Raw genomic sequence first — 16787 nt, forward strand, 5'->3', positions numbered from 1 at the left:
CAAGACCCATGCTGTCCCGTACCGCCGACCACCTCTACTGGATGTCGCGCTACACCGAGCGGGCCGAGAACACGGCGCGCATGCTCGACGTCAACTACCAGACCTCCCTGCTGCCCCAGTCGGCCGAAGTGGCCCAGTTGGGCTGGCAGGGCGTGCTGTCCATCAGCGAACTGCGGCCCGCCTACTTTCAGAAGCATGACGCCATCACGCCCGAGGGCGTCATGGAATTCATGGTGAAGGACGAGAGCAATCCGTCCTCCATCGTGTCCTGCCTCAAGGCCGCCCGCGAGAACGCACGTGCCGTGCGCGGCGCCCTCACCACCGAGTCGTGGGAAACGCAGAACACCACCTGGCTGGACGTGGTCCGCATGCTGCGCCAAGGCGAGTTCGAGCGTGACCCGGGCCAGTTCTTCGAATGGGTGAAGTTCCGCTCGCACCTGTCGCGCGGCGTCACGCAGGGCACCATGCTGCAGGACGAGGCGTACCACTTCCTGCGCCTGGGCACCTTCCTGGAGCGGGCGGACAACACGGCCCGGCTGGTGGACGTGAAGTTCCACGCCATGAACAGCGAGTTCTTCGGCGGCGGCACCGAAGAGCATCAGGAATACGACTTCTACCACTGGAGCGCGATCCTGCGCAGCGTCTCCGCCTTCGAGGTCTACCGCAAGGTCTACCGCAACGTGATCAAGCCGGAGCGCGTGGCCGAGCTGCTGATCCTGCGCGCCGACATGCCGCGCTCGCTGCATGCCAGCCTGGTCGAGGTGGTCAACAACCTGAGCAAGGTGGCCAACGACCAGAGCGCCGAAACCCTGCGCCGCGCCGGCAAGCTGCTGGCCGAGCTGCAGTACGGCCGGGTCGATGAGATCCTGGCCACCGGGCTGCATGCGTACTTGACGCAGTTCCTGGATCGCATCAATGAGCTGGGGATGCGCGTCAGCCAGGATTTCCTCGTCCCGACGAACTGAGAGATTGCCGGCAGGCATCCGCCGGCTGTGCCGGCTTGTGACGACCGCCTCGCTTGGCGGCTGTGAATTCAACCTTCTGCCCCGGTAATCCGGGGCATATTTTTTGGGTGTCGCCGCGGTAGGGTGCCGAGGCTGATGCGCTCCCTGTTCTGTGGGAGCAACGTCACGCGTCCGGTGAGGCACCGGACCTGTGAACTAATGAAGCAGTTGCCAGCTTTGTTCGTCCGCGTGCCATAAGCTCTCTCCAGCCTCGAATAGAGTCCTCGCTCACAGCGGCCGGAGTGCCGCAGGGGAGGAATAGTGGCATTCGACACGGGCGGAGGCGGAGCGCATGCCGACGCGCAGGGCGGCGACGCGCCAGGCAATTTCTCGGGAGGGCGGCGTTCTCCCGAAACTGCACTGTCGCAACTCAGCGCGCTTTGCATGATCGCGCGGATGCATCGAATTTCGGCAGAGCCTGCCGCGTTGATGCACCGCCTCGGTCTCACGTCCGCGGACGTCGTGGACCCCAACACCTTGGTCCGCGCTGCGCGCTTGATCGGGCTCAAAGCGAAATTCGCGCGGACCCGCATTGATCGACTCCGCCTCACCCCATTGCCCGCACTGGCCTACATGCGCCCTGCGGGAGAGACTTCTGCCCGGATCGTCCTGATTGCTCAATGCGATGGCGAGCGCATACTGAGCCAAGGGTTTTCAGGAAGCCAGCGTCCGACGGTCGAAACGCTGGCGGTCTTTTCCGAGACTTGGACTGGCGAAATTATTCTCTTCTCCAGCCGAGCCAGCCTGCTCGACGGCTTGGGGAAGTTCGATTTCACCTGGTTCATCCCCAGTCTCGTCAAATATCGCCGTCTTCTCGGCGAAGTCCTGATCGTCAGCCTGTTTCTCCAGCTCTTCGCGCTCATCAGCCCGCTCTTTTTCCAGGTGGTCATGGACAAAGTGCTGGTCCATCGAGGCGTGACCACGCTGGACGTGATCGTCATTGGCTTGCTCGTGGTCGTCGTCTTCGAGAGCATTCTGACGGGTCTGCGCAGCTACATCTTCAGCCACACCACCAGCAGAATCGATGTCGAACTGGGAGCCAAGTTGTTTCGACATCTCGTGCAGCTTCCACTCGCCTACTTCCAAGCCAGACGCGTGGGCGATTCGGTGGCGCGCGTGCGAGAGATGGAGAACATTCGTAGTTTCCTGACGGGGAATGCGCTCACTGTCGTTTTGGATCTTCTCTTCTCCGTCGTCTTCGTCGCAGTGATGCTTTTTTATAGCGTCACTTTGACCCTGATTGTTCTCGCGAGTCTTCCCTTGTATTTTGGATTGAGCTTGCTGGTGGTTCCTCTGCTGCGTCAGCGCCTGGACGTCAAATTTGCCCGTGGCGCTGAAAACCAGGCCATGCTGGTCGAGACCATCACCGGCATCCAGACAGTAAAAGCGGGTGCGCTGGAGCCTTCCTTCTCTCGGCGCTGGGAAGATCAGCTGGCCGCCTATGTCAGCGCAAGCTTCAAGACGCAGAACCTGGCCAGTTGGGCACACGAGGGAGTCAATCTGATCGGAAAAATCGTTAATGCCGCCACGCTTTGGTTCGGCGCGCATTTGGTGATGGAGAGCACGCTCACGGTGGGGCAGTTTGTGGCCTTCAACATGTTTGCGCAGCGTGTGGCGCAACCCATCATGCGCATGGCTCAGCTGTGGACCGACTTTCAGCAGACGGGAATTTCAATGGCGCGTCTGGGCGACATATTGAATTCGCGCCCGGAGGTGCTTCCCACTGCTGCCGCGCAGTTGCCAATTCTTGCTGGCAGGGTCCAGCTTGAGAATGTCGTCTTTCGCTATCGCCCGGAGTCCGCCCCGGTCCTGAACGGCGTGAGCCTGCATGCCGCACCCGGTGAAGTGATCGGCATTGTCGGCCGTTCAGGCTCGGGCAAAAGCACGCTCACCAAGTTGGTTCAACGGCTGTACGTGCCAGAGCAGGGGCGGGTATTGGTCGACGGCATCGACATCGGGTTGATCGATGCGACCCAGTTGCGTCGGCAAGTCGGCGTCGTGTTGCAGGAGAACTTGCTCTTCAACCGCAGTATTCGCGAAAACATTGCCATTGCCGATCCCGCCGCGCCGCTGGACATGGTGATGCAGGCGGCCAAGATGGCTGGCGCACACGACTTCATCAGTGAGTTGACGGAGGGCTACGACACCGTCGTGGGCGAGCAGGGTGCCAGCCTTTCCGGCGGGCAGCGCCAGCGCATTGCCATCGCTCGGGCGCTGTTCACCCGGCCCCGCATCCTGATCTTCGATGAAGCCACCAGTGCCCTGGACTATGAAAGCGAGGCCATCGTCCAGCGCAATATGGCGGCCATCTGCAAAGGGCGGACGGTCTTCATCATCGCGCACCGACTTTCGGCCGTGCGGCAGGCGGATCGCATCGTGGTCATGGAGAGGGGGCGTGTCGTCGAGACGGGCAACCACGATGCGCTCATGGCACACCCTCATGGCATCTATGCGCGCCTGTGGGCAATGCAAGGTGCCACGCAGATGGAAGCAGACGCCTTCACAGGAGCATCGGTCTCATGAGCGCTTCGCAGGTCGGCACGGCTTCCGAATCCGTGAAGCCCGCCCATCCGGCGTGGGAGTTGCTGGGCCGCTATCGCGCGGTGTTCGGCGCAGCCTGGGAGCGGCGTCATGAGTTGGCTGGGCCGGCTCGCCTGACCGATGAGGCGGCATTTCTGCCGGCGGCGTTGAGTCTCCAGGAGACGCCTGTCCATCCTGCACCCCGCCGGCTGGCCTGGAGCATCGTCGTGCTGTTCTCGGTCGCGCTCGTGTGGTCGACGGTGGGGCAGGTCGACATCGTGGCTGTGGCGCAGGGCAAGATCATCGTGAGTGATCGAACCAAGGTCGTACAGCCCTTGGAGCGCAGCGTCGTTCGGCGGGTACTTGTTCGCGACGGCGACCATGTATATGCGGGCCAGCCCTTGGTCGAACTGGATCCGACCCAGGCCAGCGCGGACAACGCGTCCGTCCAACAGACCCTCAAGGCGGCCGAATCCGAGGTGCTGCGCAGCCGCGCGGCCCTTGCATCGCTCGTCCAGGAACCCGCGCATCACCCTGCCGCATCCGTCCAGACGCCTCATCTGAACGCCAAGGACGTCCCGCCCCAATGGTTGGCGGAAGATATCAATGCAGCCCAAACCCAGCTGGCGGCAGAGTGGAGCGAGATCGCCGCCCGAATCACCAAGGCCCGCGCCGAAATCCAGCGCCGGCTGGCCGAGGCAGGCACGGTGCGCGAACTGATCGCCAAATTGGAATCGACCCTGCCAATGGCACGCCAGCGCGAAATCGACTTCCAGGCCCTGGCGGCCCAGGGCGATGTCTCACAACATGCCACGCAAGACCGGGTGCGCGAGCGCATCGAAATGGAGCGCGACCTTGGCACCCAGCGTGCCCGCCTTCAGGAAGCCAACGCCGCATTGCGCGAAAGCGAGCATGCCCTTTCGGCTTACCTCGCCGAAACGGCACGAACCCTGCGCCAAAAAGAAGCTGAAGCGGACCTCAAGCGCAGCCAGGCGAGCCAGGAGCAGACCAAGGCCGCTTACCGCGAAAAACTGACCACGCTCACGTCGCCCGTCGCGGGCACCGTGCAACAGCTTGCCGTGCACACCGAGGGCGGCGTCGTCACCGAAGCCCAGGCTTTGCTGGTCGTCGTGCCCGACGACGTCACGGTCACAGCCGAAGTGATGCTGGAAAACAAAGACATTGGTTTCGTGCAAGTGGGTCAGGAGGCCGAGATCAAGCTCGAAACCTTTCTCTTTACCCGCTACGGCACGATTCCAGCCACGGTGAAAACCGTGACTGCCGACGCAGTCACCGACGAGAAAAAAGGGGCCATCTTCCCGGTCACGCTCGCTGTGTCCAGCAACACGATCGATGTCGACGGAAAGGCCATCAGGCTGAGTCCGGGCATGAACTTGACCGCTGAAATAAAGACGGGCCGGCGGCGGCTGATTGAATATCTACTCAGTCCTGTTCAACGTGCCATGAATGAGAGTCTGAAAGAACGGTAGCACTGAAATGATGAAATCATTAAAAAAATACGAGCTTTCAATTTTGGCACTATTTTTCTATTTCTATCTATTTGTTGGATATGTTGAAAATATTTTTAATAGTCCGCCTGCTTTAGAGGAGTTGGTCTATGAGGAGGTCGAAATCTCCTACGCAAGCTCAGTAATACCAAATTTCAAGTTTTATAAGAATAACGAAATCTATTCAGCAAGTTTTCCTTATGATTTGGGAAATCGTCGTGCCCGACAGTATGTTTTGTCTGAAGAAGAAATTAATGAGCTTCGTGGAGCAAGAATCACTATCGGTTATTCGCCAATTAAATCATTTCTAAGGCGAAGAGAATTGTTTATTTGGTCAATTTCAAAAGACGGAAAGCAAATAACTTTTCCTAAAGACATTTACTCATATTATGAAAGGGGATCTTTTAGAGAAGCATTTTGTTTAAAACTATTTCTTGCTATTGGGGCGATTCTGTTTTGTCTTTATATCGATAAGAAGGAAAATCGATGACTAGCACTGTTTCTTTTATCACGAGTGTCGTCGGAGGTCACGTATCTGCTTGCGATGCAGCATCGGGCGTTTTTATGCCGGATGGAACCTTGATCATCAACGGCAATACCGTGGTGCTGAGTAGAAGCTCCGCCCAAAGCGGCGATGGCGGTGGAAGAGGACGCATGGCTAATCCTGTTTGCATCTAATCTGCTGCGAAGAAATTTTAATTCATTTAACTCAGGTCATGAATTTTTGCTTTCATCAATATTTATCATTTTATGATCGACAAGAAATTTAAAAAAAACGGCTACCTTGGAATGGCTGTTATTTCTATGATTGCAGCTTCTGCTGAATTTTTTAAACCTACAGCGGTTCGCCCAGAGGGGGGCAAGTGGGGTTGGTTCTTTTCTATTTTATGGGATATAAATAATAATAATTTAGGCATTCAAATTTATTGGTTAATTTTTGCAGCATTTTTTTTAATTGCTTATTTTCGCGTCAAGGAGGATTAAATGAGTTATATTGTTCATATCACGAAGAATGGAATTTTCTTGGTTGATGCCGCTAAATTTGGATCTACTTTAACGGATGCTGCTCAAAGTGGCGCTTTGGTAAAGCTAGTGCGCGACGAGGCCAATAACACAGTTCCGATTCTTGGGGGCGTTACTGACGTTCAACTCTTTGGTGAGCTTACGTCAGCTGCGGTCAAGGAAGATACTAATTCGCTAACAAGAGATAGCTTCGCTGCAGTGCTCGGTACTCTTGCAGGAATCGCCGTGCTTCCTCTTGGGCCTGCAGCTTCCTTTCTTATGGATCAAGTTACTGCGGAGGCATTCAAAATAGCTTACGATTCAGCTAATCGTTGGTCAAAAAATCATGATTGGAGTCCGATTTTTGATCTGATCGATGATTTATTTGCTAGCCCCAGGGTCCCAGTTGATGCACCAGTGATAAGTTCGGGGGTCAACGGTTGCTATAGGACAGCAAAAAGCTTCCGCCCGCCTGTCGATCCTCTAATGCTCGACCTGGACGGCGACGGCCTGGAGCTGAAATCCGCCAGTGGCTCGGTCCTGTTCGACCACGACGCCGACGGTGTGCGCACTGGCACGGGCTGGATCGGCGCAGACGACGGCATTCTTGTGCGCGACGTCGACGGCGACGGCCGCATCACCTCGGGCCGCGAATTGTTCGGTGACGAAACCCTCAAACTCAACGGCCAGAAGGCGGCCAACGGCTTCGATGCTCTGGCCGATCTCGACGCCAATCACGACGGCAACTTCACCAGCGCCGACGCCGCATGGGGCCAGGTCAAAGTCTGGCGCGACCTGGATCAGGATGGCGTCTCGGACGCCGGCGAACTGTTCACGCTCGATCAATTGGGCATCAGCCGCATTGGCGTCACAGGCAGCGCCAGCAACGCCACTGGCGGCAGTCAAGCCGGCACAACCATCAACGGCAATGTCGTCGCACAAAGTGCCAGCTTCACCCAGAGCAGCAACGGTGTCGCCAAAGAGCGCACGGTCGGCTCTGTCGACCTTCAGGCCAATGCCTTCTACCGCGAATTCACGCAGGCCGTCTCCGTCTCCGCCACGGCGCAGGCCTTGCCGGACATGCAGGGCTCCGGCCGGGCCCTTGATCTGCGGCAGGCGGCAACGCTCAGCGCGACGCTGTCTTCGAGCGTGACGGCATTCGCTCAAGCCGGCACGCGCGATGCGCAGATGGCTCTCATCGACAACCTGATCACCCAGTGGGCCAAGAGCAGCGACTACTGGAGCACGATCGAGAGCAACCTGGGTGCTGCCGGCAGTGTCAACGTCAGCATCACCGCACCCGCCGGGATGACCGCTGAGCAGTTCCGTAACCTCGTCGGGGTGCTGGAAGTGTTCAACGGCGAGCGTTTCTACACGCTGCCGCCACAGACCAGCTCAGGCACGACTGCCAACACGAATGTCGTAGCAGGCGTCACGTGGACGGCGGCCACCAGCAGCAGTGGCGCTGCCTACGCGATCAACCCACCTGCGGCTCAGGTCGCGCTGCTGCAGCAAAGCTACGAGGCACTCAAGCAAAGCGTCTATGGGGCATTGGTCGTTCAGACGCGCCTCAAACCCTACCTCGACAGCATCGCCTTGCGTATCGATGACAGCGGCATCAGCTTCGACACGTCGGCACTCGTGGCGCGCCTGGAGTCGTCCAAGGCCAGTAACGCCAAGGAGGCGTTTGCAGACCTGGTGGACCTCAGCCGATATGCGTCCTCCAGCCTGACGGCTGCTGGATTCGACGCAATGGGCACCCTGCGCCGCTGGGTCGAGGGTGCGCCCACGGATACGGCCACGCGCGCCATGCTCAGCGCCATGGATGTGTTGACGGCGGGGGCCGTCTCGGGCACCAGCCGAGGCGACATCTATTTCGGCGACGCCGCGGCCAACAGCTTCGATGGTGGGACGGGCGACGACATCTTCGACGGCGGGGCAGGCAAAGACTCGCTGACTGGGGGCGCGGGCAATGACACGCTGATGGGTGGAGCGGGCAATGACGTGCTTACTGGTGGGGTGGGCAACGACACCTACGTCTTCAATCTGGGCGACGGCGTAGACACCATTTCGGACTACGACACCACGGCCGGCAACACGGACGTGGTGCAGTTCAACGATGTCGCCTCGACAGCGGTGACCTCGGTGGAGCGCAGGAACAGCGACCTGGTTCTGCGCTACGGCAGCGCCGACCAGTTGACGGTGTCGGGTTACTTCACGTCTGCGGCCTACCGCGTCGAGCAGATGCGCTTTGCTGATGGGGTGACGTGGGACCAGGCGGCCCTCAGCAGCAAGGTGGTGACCAACGGCACATCGGGTGCATATACCCTGTTGGGCGCTGCCGACCTGACCAATCGCCTGTTTGGCCTGGAGGGCAACGACTCGCTCTACGGCGGTGCCAAGAATGACACTTTGGATGGCGGTGTGGGCGACGACCGCCTGAGTGGATCCGGAGGCGACGACACCTTGATCGGCGGCAGGGGCAATGACACGCTCAGTGGGGGAGACGGCAGCGACACCTATGTGTTCAGCGTGGGCGACGGCATGGACACCATCTCGGAGTCGGAAACCGCGCCCGGCAGCGTGGATGTCGTGACGTTCAGCGATGTCGCGTCGACGGCCTTGACCGCGATCGAACGCAAGAACTATGACCTCGTGCTGCGCTACGGAAGCGCGGACCAGGTGACCATCTCGAATCATTTTCTGTCCTCGGCGTTTGGGATCGAACAGGTGCGCTTTGCCGACGGTGTGACGTGGGATCGGGCGGCATTCGCCAGCCGGGTGGCGCTCAAGGGAACGGAAGGTACGGACTTCCTGATGGGCACCGCCGATGACGTCAACCGTATGTATGGCCTGGGCGGTGCTGACACCCTCATGGGAGGCGCCAAGGACGATTTCCTGGATGGCGGTGCAGGCGTCGATATGCTGATGGGCGGCGCGGGGAACGACACGCTGATCGGCGGAACAGGCATGGACATGCTCTACGGTGATGTGGGCAACGACACCTACATGTTCAACCTGGGCGACGGCGCCGACACGATCATGGATGTCGACGCCACGGCCGGCAACCAGGATCTTCTTCAGTTCGGCACCGGCATCCGCTCAGACCAGCTCTGGTTCAGCCGTGTTGGCAACAACCTCCAGATCAACGTGATCGGCACGTCGGACCAGGTCATGGTTTCGGGCTGGTTCAACGGTGCAGCCTCGCAGATCGAGCGCATTGGTGCGGGTGACGGGCATTCGTTGAGCAACGCGGACGTGGCCCAACTGGTTCAGGCCATGGCGTCGTTTGCGCCGCCGGCTGCGGGGCAGTCCACCTTGCCCGTGGATTACCAGAACGCCTTGGCGCCGACGCTCGCGGCCGCATGGCGCTGAGCGGGCTGCGCAATACGGCGGGCCCGCTGCAAGCAAAGGTGGGACCGGCCAACGCCCAACTCATGCGGCGCGGGCGACGCCCTGTCGTGGCCGTTTTCCAGGCTGCGCTGCAGATGACCATGGTCATGCTGCTGGCAGCAGGGGCTGTGCGGCCGGCCGCGGCGGGCGTCGGTGATGACGTCCGAGCCTTCGTCGCCGATCCGCTTGGAGCGGCGGCAATGGCTCAGGCCAGCGCGGAGACGGAAGACGCGTGTCCGCGCATTGGACTGGCAGAGGGCGTGCTGACACTGCATGACGCGGTTGCGCGCATGTTGTGCCTGAACCCGAGGGTCCGCTTGGCCCGGGCCGGCGTCATGGCTGAGGTCGCGGCCCTGGGGCAGGCCCGGTCTGCCTACCTGCCTCGATTGAGCGCGACCTTCAGGCGTCTGGATGATGTCACGGCCATCGATGCAGCGGACCGATCGACCAGCAATCGGACGCGCGGTGAGAGTTCGGCCTTGTCGTTGACATGGCGCCTGTTGGACCCCGGTGGACGAGACGCCAACATCGACGCCGCCGCCGACCTCCTGGCCGCCGCTCTGTCTTCACGCGATGCGACCGTGCTGCAGGTCACGGGCGCAGGCATTCAGGCCTACTTCGACGTGCAGGCCGCCCATGCTGCGCTGGAGGCACATCGTGCGAACCGGGAGGTGGCCCACGCCACGCTGGCCAGCGTCGAGCGCAAGCAGGGTGCCGGCGCCGCAGCCGAAGCCGACAGACTGCAGGCGATCACAGCCCAGGCGCGCGCAGAGCTGGAGGTGAGCCGGGCACAAGGGGCTTTGGCCCAGGCCAGGGCGGTGCTTGCGACATGGACGAGCCTGCCGCCGCAGTTGCCGTTCATGCTCCCAGCCCTGGCCGCACCCGAATCGCCCCAGGTGCCGGCGCTCGACCCTGTGCTGTCGCACGCGCGGCTGCTTCATCCCGCCGTTGCAGCGGCGCGTCTGAAGGAAAGCGCCGCGCGCGCGCAGGTGGATGCCGCACGCGCCGAGGGCCGGCCGACGCTCGATCTGGTTGCGGCCGAATACCGCAATGGCCGGCCAGACCAAAGCTTGAGCACGGCACCAAGCCGGGAGCGCCAGATGGCGGTGGTGTTGACCGTGCCCCTGTTCGAAGGCTTCGAGCGGAGCTATCGCATTCGAGCCGCTCAGGCCGTCGTGGAGCAGCGCGAGGCGCAGGCGCAGGAAGAAAGCCAGAAGATGCTTGCAGAGATCGTGCAGGCCCACGCAGCGCTCGCTGCGGCCGGCGACACGCTGCGCGCGTCGGGTGTCCTCTTCGAGAGTGCCGGTGCATCACATGCAAGCGCGCTCAGGCGCTTCCGGGCGGGGGCTGCGGATCTGAGAGAAGTGCTGAATACGCAGCAGACCCTGGACGATGCCCGCTTGCAGCGTGTGCGCAGCGTGACGGAGTGGCACGCCGCGTCGCTGCGGCTGGCTGCGGCGGCAGGCAATCTGGGGCCGGAGCTGCTTCGTAACTGACAGGCCAGATCGGACTGGGGGTGGCGTCCGTCCTCGTGTTCGAGGCGCGTCTGCACTTTGCGCAAAAATGTCTGCGCTGGGGCGCTCGGACGGGTGGAGGCGCGCTGCCCAGAGCTTCTGACTTCAGGCCACTGTCGCCTGCCGCACGGCGTGCTCCCAACGCGCCATCGCCGCCTCTGCCTGCGTGCGGCTGAGCGTAGGCAGGAAGCGGCGCTCGGCCTTCCATAGAGCCGACAGCTCGTCCGTGCCGGCGTAGACGCCGCTCGACAGGCCCGCCAGGAAGGCCGCGCCCAGGGCCGTGGTCTCGACGACAGCAGGGCGGACCACCGGGATGCCCAGCAGGTCGGCCTGGAACTGCATCAGCAGGTCGTTGACGCAGGCGCCGCCATCCACGCGCAGCTCGGCGACGGACGCGCCGCCGGCAGCCTCCACGTCGCGGCTCATGGCCGAGAGCAGTGCGGCGCTCTGGTAGGCGATGCTCTCCAGCGCGGCGCGGGCGATGTGGGCCACGGTCGTGCCGCGCGTGAGGCCGGTGATGGTGCCGCGGGCGTCGGCGTTCCAATAGGGCGCGCCCAGGCCGGTGAAGGCGGGCACCATCATCACGCCGCCGGCATCGGGCACGCTCTCTGCCAGGGCCTGCACCTCGGCGCTGCCCTTGATGGCCTGCAGGCCGTCGCGCAGCCACTGCACCACGGCACCGCCGACGAACACGCTGCCTTCCATGGCGTACTGCGGCGCGGCGCCGGTCAGGCCGTTCTGGACCTGGATGCCGCGACGCGCGTTGCCTGGGCCTGTGAAGGGTGGGGCCAGTTGCGCCGCGCTGGTCACCACCAGTCCGTTGCTCGAAGGCTGGAAGCGCTCGCCCGTGTGCATCAGCAGGAAGCAGCCCGTGCCATAGGTGTTCTTGGCCATGCCGGCGTCGAAGCAGGCCTGGCCGAAGAGGGCGGCCTGCTGGTCGCCGGCCACGCCGCCGATGGGCAGGGCGGCGCCGAGCAGCGCTGGGTCTGTTTCGCCGAACAGGCTGCTGGAGGGCTGCACGTGCGGCAGCAGTGCGGCGGGGATGTCCAGCGCGGCCAGCAGTTCGTCGTCCCAGGCATTGCGGTGCACGTCGAACAGCATCGTGCGCGAGGCATTGGTTACGTCCGTCGCATGCACACGGCCGCCGGTGAGTTGCCAGATGAGCCAGCTGTCCACGGTGCCGAAGGCCAGCTCGCCGGCTTCGGCCTGGGCGCGCAGGCCGGGCACTTCGTCCAGCAGCCAGCGCAGCTTGGTGGCGGAGAAGTAGGCGTCGATCACCAGGCCGGTCTTGCGCTGGATCTCGGCCTGCATGCCCTGGGCGCGCAGCTCTGCGCACAGCGGCTCGGCGCGGCGGTCCTGCCAGACGATGGCATGGTGCACGGGCTGGCCGGTGCGGCGGTTCCAGAGCACGGTCGTCTCGCGCTGATTGGTGATGCCGATGGCACGGACGTCGCTGGCCTTCAGGCCGGCCTTGGCGAGCGCGTCGCGGGCGGTGGCCAACTGGCCGCGCCAGATCTCCATCGGGTCGTGCTCCACCCAGCCGGGCTGCGGGTAGATCTGCGGCAACTCGCGCTGGGCCATGGCCACGATGCGGCCGCTGCGGTCGAACACGATGCTGCGGGAGCTGGAGGTGCCCTGGTCCAGGGCGAGCAGGTAGTCGGTGGGGGATGCCATGGGTGTCGTCTCCGTGGGATTGGGGTGGCGCTGGCCTGCCGTTCAGGCGATCTCGCAGCGCACCTGCGCCTGGGCCAGCAGCGCCGGGAAGGGGGCCGGCGGCTCGGCGTCGGTGAACAGCCGGTCGATGGCCGCAAGCGGCGCCACCTGCACCATCGCCGGCCGGTTGAACTTGCTGGCGTCGGCGGCCAGCCAGACTTCCCGGCCCTGGCCAATGATGGCCTGGGCCACCTTCACCTCGCGCAGGTCGTAGTCGCGCACCGTGCCATCCTGCTCGATGCCCGAGCAGCCGACAAGGGCGATGTCCACCTTGAACTGGCGGATGAAGTCCATCGTCGCCTCGCCCACGACGGCGCGGTCGCGGGCGCGCACCGTGCCGCCGGCCACGATGACCTCGCAGGCCTCGTTGCCGGCCAGGATGTGGGCCACATGCAGGTTGTTGGTGATGACGCGCAGCCCGCGGTGCTGCAGCAGCGCGCGGGCGATGGCCTCGGCCGTGGTGCCCACGTTGAGGATCAGCGAGCAGTCGTGCGGCACCTGCGCCGCCACGGCCCGCGCGATGCGCGCCTTGGCTTCGGCATGGAGCATCTGCCGCTGCGGATGGGCGATGTTCTCGATGGTGGAAACCGGCACCCGTACGCCGCCATGGAAGCGCGCCAGGAGGCCGGCGTCGGCCAAGCGCTGCACGTCGCGGCGCACCGTCTGCAGCGTCACGCCCAGCTCTTCCGCCAATTGCTCGACGGTGGCGCTCCCGCGGGTGCGGACGGTGTCCAGCAGCTGGACTTGGCGAGGGTTGGAGTGGTTCACGCGCGTCGATCCGAAAACAAACGAAATGATAAGGGCAAAGATATCGGGCAGAATCGCGCCAAAAGGAATCGAAATGAACGGATCCGAAAATATTCGCGCCGCCAGCTTCGAGCTCGACCCCATCCAGTGCGACGTTCTGGTGGTGGGGGGCGGCATCAATGGCTGCGGCATCGCGCGCGACTTGGCCGGTCGCGGCTTCAAGGTGGTGCTGTGCGAGCAGGACGACCTGGCCGCGCACACCTCCTCGGCCTCCACCAAGCTGATCCATGGCGGCCTGCGCTACCTGGAGTACTACGAGTTCTCGCTGGTGCGCAAGGCGCTGGCGGAGCGCGAGGTGCTGCTCAAGAGCGCGCCGCACATCATGTGGCCGCTGCGCTTCGTGATGCCGCACGATCCGGCCATGCGGCCGGCGTGGATGATCCGTGCCGGCCTGTTTCTCTACGACCATCTGGCCAAGCGGGAAGTGCTTCCGGGTTCGCGCAGCGTCGACCTGCGCCGCCATCCGGCCGGGGCGCCGCTCAAGTCGCGCTACAAGCGCGGCTTCGTCTACTCCGACGGCTGGGTGGACGACGCCCGACTGGTGGTGCTCAACGCCCTCGACGCGCGGGCGCGCGGCGCGCAGATCCTGACCGGCACGCGCTGCGTGGCCGCTCGCCGTGGCACCGAGGGCTGGCTCTGCACGCTGGAGACCGCCGACCATGCCGCCCGCGCCGTGCAGGCCAAGGCACTCGTCAACGCCGCCGGCCCCTGGGCTGAGGCCTTTTTGCGCGGCGCGGCAACGCCCGCGGGCGGCGAGTCGCTGGCCAAGCGCAGCCTGCGCCTGGTGCAGGGCAGCCACATCGTCGTTCCGCGGATGTTCCAGCACGACCATGCCTACATCTTCCAGAACCCCGACCAGCGGATCATCTTTGCGATTCCCTACCAGCAGGACTTCACGCTGATCGGCACCACCGACCTGGAACTGGAAGGCCATGACCCGCGGGCCGGCCGCATCACCCCGGGCGAAATCGACTACCTGTGCGAACAGGCCAGCCGCTACTTCGAGCGTGCCGTGACGCCGGCCGACGTGGTGTGGACCTATTCCGGCGTGCGGCCGCTGCTGGACGATGCCTCGGGCGACCCGTCCGCCGTCACGCGCGACTACCTCCTGGAGCGCCACATCGAGGCCGCGCCGCTGCTGTCGGTCTGGGGCGGCAAGATCACGACCTTCCGCAAGCTCGCCGAGGATGCGGCCGATGCCGTCGGCGAGATGCTGAACGACCGGCGTCCCGCCTGGACCGAGACCGCTCCGCTGGCCGGCGGCGACTTGGCGAGCTGGCTGCCCGTGGAGAGCCGGCGGCTGCCGCCCGATGCGCAGTTCGAGCGCTTCGTGCAGGAAGTCCAGCGGCGCCATCCTTGGCTCGATGCGGCGCTTGCGCGGCGCTGGTCGCGCGCCTACGGCACCCGCATTGCCCAGGTGCTCGGCGATGCAGCGGCCATGGCGGACCTGGGGGCAGCCGTGGCGCCGGGCGTATTCGAGCGCGAGCTGCGCTACCTGGCCGACGAGGAATGGGCACGCACTGGCGACGACGTGCTCTGGCGCCGCTCCAAGCTCGGTCTGCATCTGGACCCGTCGCAGCGGGAGGCGGTGGCCGCCTGGATGCGCCGGTTCGCCGTCACACCCAGCCTGAGCGCAGCCCGCTGAAACCGCGCTCCCGGGGAGGCGGCCGTCAGCCGACGGTCGAGGATTGCGCCGGCGTGCCCCAGGAGGCGCCGGAGGCCGAGGCCGGCCGGCTGTCGGGCCAGCGGATCAGCACCTCGGTGCCGCGGTCAACCTCGCTGCGCACCCGCAGCTCGCCACCCCCTTCGAGGGCGAACTGCCGGGCGATGGCCAGGCCCAGCCCCGTGCTGTGCGCGCGGCCCTTGCCGTTGCTGTAGCCGCGCTCGGTGCAGCGGTCGACCTCTTCGGGCGTCATGCCCACGCCCTCGTCGCGCACCGCCATCCAGACCCAGCCGGGCTGCGCGTCGCGACCGCTGGCCAGGGTGACCGTGCCGCCGGGCCGGCTGAACTTCATGGCGTTGTTGAGCAGGTTGCCCGCCACGCGCAGCAGTTCGCCGCGGCCCACGGCCACCCGGCCGCCGCTGTCCAGATGGGTCTGCAGGCGCAACCCGTCGCGGGCCGCGATGGGCTGGACCATGCGGGCGACGTCCACCAGCACGGCGTCGAGCGCCAGCGGGCCGGTGGCCGGCTCGTCGGCCGTCGGCGCCGTGGCTTGCAGCTCGCGCGAGGTGAGGCCCGCCTTGATGGGCAGTGCGGGCTCGGCGGGCATCGGCGGCGTGTCGCCGACGCCGCCACGCGCCAGCCGCCGGCCGTTGAGGGCACCCACCAGCTCGCGCAGCATGTCGGTGGCATGGCCCAGACCGGCCAGCGCGTCGGCCTCGCCAGGATGGCGCTTTCGCAGCATGGCCAGGCTCAGCTGCAGCGACAGCATGGGCGTGGCCAGGTCGTGCAGCACGTTGGCCACCAGCGTCTCGCGTTCGAGCACCAGCTCGGCCTGGCGCCGCATGTCGTCGCGGGCCACGCGCAGCGTGGCGCGCAGGGCCAGTTCACGCTCGATGGACTGGGCCATGGCTTCGAGCAGGTCGATCTCCTGCTCGCCCCAGCGACGCGGCACCTGGTCGATGACGCACAGGCTGCCGACCACCTGCCCCTGGTGCCGCACCGGCACGCCCAGGTAGGCGGCCACGCCCAGCGTGCGGACCGTCGGAACCTCGCGCCACGGCGACTCGGCCCGGGTGTCCTCGATGGCCAACGTCCGGCCGAGCGCGTGGGTGTAGTGGCAGAAGGTGCGTCCCGCCATGGTGCGGGTGTCGGACAGCGGAGGCCCTGCGCCTTCGATTGCCTTGTAGTGGTCGACCTCGGGCCCGATGGCGCCAAAGAACGAGACCGGCGAATGCGTGAGCCTGCGGACCAGGGACACCGCATGGCCGACGGCTTCGTCCACGTCGTGGTCGAGCAGGCCCAGTGCTGCGGTCAGGGCGACGCGGGCGGGTTCTCGGACAGTGAGGTCGATCTCGGATTCCGGGGGACAGAGCGCCGCGGCCGAGGCGCCGGTGATGCGCTGGGGTCCCGCGTCGGGCGTCGGGAAGGAAAGGGCGTCAGCGCTCATGGGTGGAAAGTGGGTCCGAGGGGGCGGAGGCGGCCAGTGTCGCGCCTTTGTAGGACATTGGCGGGGGTGCCCGGTTCCGGACGGACGATGAACACCAAAGTTCGAGTGGGACAACAGGCCGACCTGGCCGACCTGGCCGGCCGCCCGCAGCCCGCAGCCCGTCGCCTGCCGCCTGCCGCTTGCCGCTTGCCGCTTGCCGCTTGCCGCGTCGGCGCG

11 protein-coding genes are annotated in these 16787 nt (G+C 64.4%); 8 read left to right on the plus strand and 3 right to left on the minus strand.

All coding sequences use genetic code 11. The features are described 5' to 3' along the window. Window positions 1-8: 8 nt before the first annotated feature. From DFR41_RS09410 to DFR41_RS09430, 7 genes are all read left to right on the plus strand, one after another. Window positions 9-965 carry an alpha-E domain-containing protein gene (locus tag DFR41_RS09410; RefSeq protein WP_017761237.1) on the plus strand — a complete coding sequence of 319 codons (957 nt, stop codon included), beginning with the start codon at window positions 9-11 and terminating at the stop codon, window positions 963-965. Between the two features lie 399 nt (window positions 966-1364). Further along, window positions 1365-3527 carry a type I secretion system permease/ATPase gene (locus DFR41_RS09415; RefSeq protein WP_280525155.1) on the plus strand — a complete coding sequence of 721 codons (2163 nt, stop codon included), beginning with the start codon at window positions 1365-1367 and terminating at the stop codon, window positions 3525-3527. Then, window positions 3524-5014 (plus strand): HlyD family type I secretion periplasmic adaptor subunit, encoded by a 1491-nt coding sequence (locus DFR41_RS09420; RefSeq protein WP_114802504.1) that lies wholly within the window; start codon window positions 3524-3526, stop codon window positions 5012-5014. Before DFR41_RS09415 ends, DFR41_RS09420 begins: the two co-directional genes overlap by 4 nt. 7 nt (window positions 5015-5021) lie before the next feature. Further along, window positions 5022-5522 carry a hypothetical protein gene (locus DFR41_RS27335; protein WP_147284328.1) on the plus strand — a complete coding sequence of 167 codons (501 nt, stop codon included), beginning with the start codon at window positions 5022-5024 and terminating at the stop codon, window positions 5520-5522. 260 nt (window positions 5523-5782) lie between these two features. Then, on the plus strand, window positions 5783-6016 hold the full coding sequence (locus DFR41_RS27340) for a hypothetical protein (protein WP_147284329.1): 234 nt from the start codon (window positions 5783-5785) through the stop codon (window positions 6014-6016). A gap of 504 nt (window positions 6017-6520) precedes the next feature. Continuing rightward, window positions 6521-9409, plus strand: a complete 2889-nt coding sequence (locus DFR41_RS09425) for a calcium-binding protein (protein ID WP_170159332.1) — start codon at window positions 6521-6523, stop codon at window positions 9407-9409. Next, window positions 9400-10923: a TolC family protein gene (locus DFR41_RS09430; protein WP_114802506.1), complete on the plus strand. Its 1524-nt coding sequence runs from the start codon at window positions 9400-9402 to the stop codon at window positions 10921-10923. The genes DFR41_RS09425 and DFR41_RS09430 overlap by 10 nt, the downstream gene beginning before the upstream one ends. Window positions 10924-11046: 123 nt before the next feature. Here the strand turns inward: DFR41_RS09430 and glpK are convergent, their stop codons facing one another. After that, window positions 11047-12615: a glycerol kinase GlpK gene (gene glpK / locus DFR41_RS09435; protein WP_114802507.1), complete on the minus strand. Its 1569-nt coding sequence runs from the start codon at window positions 12613-12615 to the stop codon at window positions 11047-11049. A 42-nt stretch (window positions 12616-12657) separates the two neighbouring features. Further along, complete coding sequence (locus DFR41_RS09440) at window positions 12658-13422, minus strand: DeoR/GlpR family DNA-binding transcription regulator (protein WP_244917697.1); 765 nt, start codon at window positions 13420-13422, stop codon at window positions 12658-12660. Between the two features lie 73 nt (window positions 13423-13495). Between DFR41_RS09440 and glpD the strand changes: the two genes are divergently transcribed. After that, on the plus strand, window positions 13496-15106 hold the full coding sequence (gene glpD, locus DFR41_RS09445; RefSeq protein WP_211322566.1) for a glycerol-3-phosphate dehydrogenase: 1611 nt from the start codon (window positions 13496-13498) through the stop codon (window positions 15104-15106). 25 nt (window positions 15107-15131) lie between these two features. On the opposite strand, the gene DFR41_RS09450 is transcribed toward glpD, so the two are convergent. Continuing rightward, on the minus strand, window positions 15132-16571 hold the full coding sequence (locus DFR41_RS09450) for a sensor histidine kinase (protein ID WP_114802510.1): 1440 nt from the start codon (window positions 16569-16571) through the stop codon (window positions 15132-15134). Window positions 16572-16787: the final 216 nt, after the last annotated feature.

It is taken from the genome of Pseudacidovorax intermedius (assembly GCF_003350475.1).
GTDB lineage: Bacteria > Pseudomonadota > Gammaproteobacteria > Burkholderiales > Burkholderiaceae_C > Xenophilus > Xenophilus intermedius.